A 3,885-nucleotide genomic window follows, 5' to 3' on the forward strand; every position below is an offset into this window, starting at 1 on the left:
TGAACCCTATATTAATCTTATGAAATATGCAGCTTAGGATTGTTGATAAATTAAAGTAGATATCCTTTTTTTAATCATAGAATACAGGCGGGTGTGAGAGGTTTAGTGGTGAGACTCCCCTTTACCTATTCGACTGTGTGTATTTTTTATTTTTTAAAAGTCACAAATTCAATAGGATTATCATCTTCGGGAATACTAACGTAAAATATATTTTGAATGTCAAATGTAGAGCTATTGGAAATGTTAATCTCTAAATCCCAAGCCTGTGATAGATCACGAATTGGTTTAAGTGTAATTATATTCTCGTTTATTTGGTAGGCAAATTCTTCATCAGTAGAATTTCGAGCTTTTAAAATTAAAGTGTTGTCATCCACAAAATGTAATTGATGGGTTCCTGCATATGGCAAGGATTCAGTATAAATTCCATTTAGAACTTGCTCATTCGATATATCGTCATCGCTGTTGCAGGACGAACTAATTCCAATGATTAATAGAATTCCAATTATTTTGAAGGTTCTCATCACATACTTTTTTTAGTAGATGTTTCAATTTAGTATTGGTTGCGTGATATTACACACAACGTACGGATATAGGTATATGTCATTACATCTCGCATTTTATCGGTAACTAACATAGCTCTTATTTCCCAAAATATCCAGTTGGTTATTGGAAAGTAATTAACAATCAGATGTTTATAGCCAATTAGGAGCGTTGAAGATGTGTAATATTAGAGTCTAAGAAATTGCAATGAGGTTTAGAAATCTATACTTTGAATCGCTTGATATTGGAACCTTAAAGGCTGTTACAACAAATCCAAATTCAACTTAGGGAGTAAGTTCGCAGCTTCCTTCATTTTTTTATCGATGATTTTAGCATAGATCTCCGTAGTTCTTATTTCGCGGTGTCCAAGGCGTTTGGAGACGGTATAGATATCCGCACCATTTTCTAATAATAACACCGCATTGGTGTGTCTTTCGCAATGGGAGGGAAGGTGTTTGGTAATTATGGAAAGCATTCACAAGGCATGAGGTATAACCTTGTTCTAATCCATTCTATTTATGGAATAAGGCTTTCGTGAATGCTTTGGCATTTGATTGGTGCACTCTGTCATTAAATGGCCGAGCCATCCACTCGACTGACTTTAGTTTTTTATTTTAGACCTCAATAATTCCCCTAATTCAATAGATTTTTGTTTTGACCAACCTCTTGAAAGATGATTCATTGCTAATATGTTAGTCTCTAATCCTAAAATATTAAAATTCTCGATTTTATCCTTTGTGATTTTTATATCATAAAGATTTTCAAAATATTCGATCACTTCATTTCCGTGTATAAAAAGTATTTTCGGTTTGATTGTTTCTAATAAATACTCAAATACAGAACTTTCTCTATCTTCACTTTTTAATTCGTCTGCTGTTGGTGTTGCTTTTACGAATAAATTGGTCTCTAAAATTTTGAGTGGTTTTGTGGACTCTATAATCCATTCAATTCTTTGTCTGGTGTTACTTAATTTATTTCGTCTTGTTTTATTCGGTTTTAATGGTTTCAGTTTTCTTTCAAGAATATAACTCTCAAACCATTCTGCTTTATTAAATCCGTTTTCTGTAGACCAAAAGCTCCAGAAGTCATTATTCATTTCAGTTGCAGCATTTATACCAACGATAAATATTCTACATTCTAAAGGGTTTCCTTCGCAAATAAGAGGTCTTGGTTTATCATAATTCTTTAATTTCTCACGTAGATTATTTTCAAATTCTATCAATTTCATTCAATTCTGCAATTTTCTTGGTAATTATTGTTAGCGTACGGTTCCCTGACCTAGTCCTGCAGGCGCAGTCCGTTTCTACTTAGGGGCGGACCCGTCTACTCGATTGTAGGTAGTTTTTTTACATTCGGGACACCACCTTCCTTTTTTTAAATCACTTGGGCTTTTATCAAAGATATGGCCTCTATTACATTCCCAAGTTAATTTGGATTTATTATTGATATAATCAACAGACAAGCATTTACCATTGAATTGTTCTGCCAACTCTTTCATTTTTGTTATTCCTAAGGAACGTTTTTTTGTTCCATCAGTTTTCCGACAAGTTGGACACCAACTACCTCTTTTTACATGATTCGCTCTTGCCATCCATTTATGGCCTTTAGAGCATTCCCATTCCAATTTAGAGTTTGCGTTTTTATAATTATCGCTGAGACATCTGCCACCTCTTTCTTTAGCTATCTCTTGAAAAGTCAATAAAGTTAACTTAGCAGAACCAGAACATTTAAGGCACCAAGAGCCTGCTTTAACTCTGCCTGCAGGTGCAAGCCATTTATGTCCTTTATCACATTCCCACAAAATAGAGGTATTTGCGTTTACATAGGTTTCACTAAGGCATTTTCCTTTTCTGCTTTCTGCTAGGGATTTAAGTTCCTGAATTGTTAGTTTCTCTTGGTTTGCACACGCTGGACACCAATGTCCTTTTTTTAAATTTGATTGTAATGTTTCCCATATATGACCATTCTTACATTTGATTCTTAATTTTGTTTTTGAATTGATATATTCGGATTCTAAACATTCTCCTTTTTTACTCTTAATAATTGAAAGTATTTCGCTAAAGTCTGCCTTTCTTTTTTTAGCTGACTTTTTGATTGCACATTTTGGACACCAATTTCCAGAACTTATTGCCGATGGCGTTGTAGTCCAAATGTGACCATTTTCACATTTCCACTTATGTTTACTGAGACTACCTAAGTAATGTTTTGACAAAAAGTGCCCTCCTTTATTCTCTGCAAGACGTTTCATTTCCATGTCCATTCTGTTACTGTATGCTCTTTTTAAATCAACATCTTTCAATTGAGGAAATACATAACTTTCAAATTGGGTGCCCTTAAGTTTTTCTTTAATGAATTTGTGCAGTTTCGCATGAGGTAGTAAAACTCCAAGTTGTGGTATATGGATTAAGAATACATTATTTTTTTTACATAAATGAGTTTTAATATTATCATATTTAGCTTTTTCAAAATAAGTTTCCCCTTCATAATGATGTTCACCTTGATGCTCAAATGCTAGCTTTAAAGTTTCGCTATATCCATCCAATTCAAGAAAATTACCTTGTCCATTTCTTAACCATTCTAATCCTTTGGTATTTGGAAATCGTACTTTGAATACTTCTTCGAAATAGGTTCTACAAATTCTTTCACTCAAACCAGTAGAGCAATCCGGACACCATTTGCCTTGTTTGATGTTATCTGGTTTTGAAGACCAAATATGATTATTTGCACATTTCCATAATAACTTAGTCCGACCGTTAGTATATTGTTTTGATAGACATTTTCCTCCTCGTGAAAGTGCCATTTCTTGCATGTCCTCAATAGTCTTTTTAGCTTTTCCAGAACATACTTTACACCAAGTTCCTCTTAGAATACTAGCAGGTATGGTCTCCCAGATATGTCCTTTAGAACATTGCCATTTTAACTTGGTATTTAGTGATTTGTATTCACTCGAAAGACATCTACCATTATTTTTGACAGCAAATTCTTTAAAGTATTCTATGTTATATGATTTAGGCATTTACCTACAACGTTGTTGTGTATGGTTAGTTGCGTGGTTAAGCAACTAATTTAGTAAACAAATACGTACCCGAGAAAATTCCGAAGGAATTTTCCAAGTAGGCAACGACCAAAGCAATTAATTATACACGTTCTGTGTGCCCAGCATGGGCATCTTTTATCTACTGCAAAGTAGATAATTAATCTAGAGGGTGTAAGCTTGCTCGATCTGTCTAGGCGGGCCTGCCTGCCCGACTATGTCATTCCTTTAGATTTATAAAGTTATATTTAGTAAATAAAAGGAATACAAAAAAGAATAATAGTTATGATGATGAGATTTCTTTTTTTGCT

At 33.8% G+C, this 3,885-nt stretch carries 3 protein-coding genes and 1 pseudogene; all 4 read right to left on the reverse strand.

The features are described 5' to 3' along the window. Window positions 1-146: 146 nt before the first annotated feature. Complete coding sequence (locus tag H344_RS0116585; RefSeq protein ID WP_026811299.1) at window positions 147-521, reverse strand: hypothetical protein; 375 nt, start codon at window positions 519-521, stop codon at window positions 147-149. A gap of 281 nt (window positions 522-802) precedes the next feature. Next, a pseudogene (locus H344_RS0116590) lies at window positions 803-1,003 on the reverse strand (tyrosine-type recombinase/integrase); the annotation flags it as partial. A 138-nt stretch (window positions 1,004-1,141) separates the two neighbouring features. Continuing rightward, window positions 1,142-1,768 (reverse strand): hypothetical protein, encoded by a 627-nt coding sequence (locus H344_RS21265; RefSeq protein WP_051254381.1) that lies wholly within the window; start codon window positions 1,766-1,768, stop codon window positions 1,142-1,144. A gap of 75 nt (window positions 1,769-1,843) precedes the next feature. Next, complete coding sequence (locus H344_RS21270) at window positions 1,844-3,556, reverse strand: hypothetical protein (RefSeq protein ID WP_026811301.1); 1,713 nt, start codon at window positions 3,554-3,556, stop codon at window positions 1,844-1,846. Between the last annotated feature and the right edge of the window lie 329 nt (window positions 3,557-3,885).

The sequence above is a fragment of the Arenibacter latericius DSM 15913 genome (assembly GCF_000424985.1).
Taxonomy (GTDB): Bacteria; Bacteroidota; Bacteroidia; order Flavobacteriales; family Flavobacteriaceae; genus Arenibacter; species Arenibacter latericius.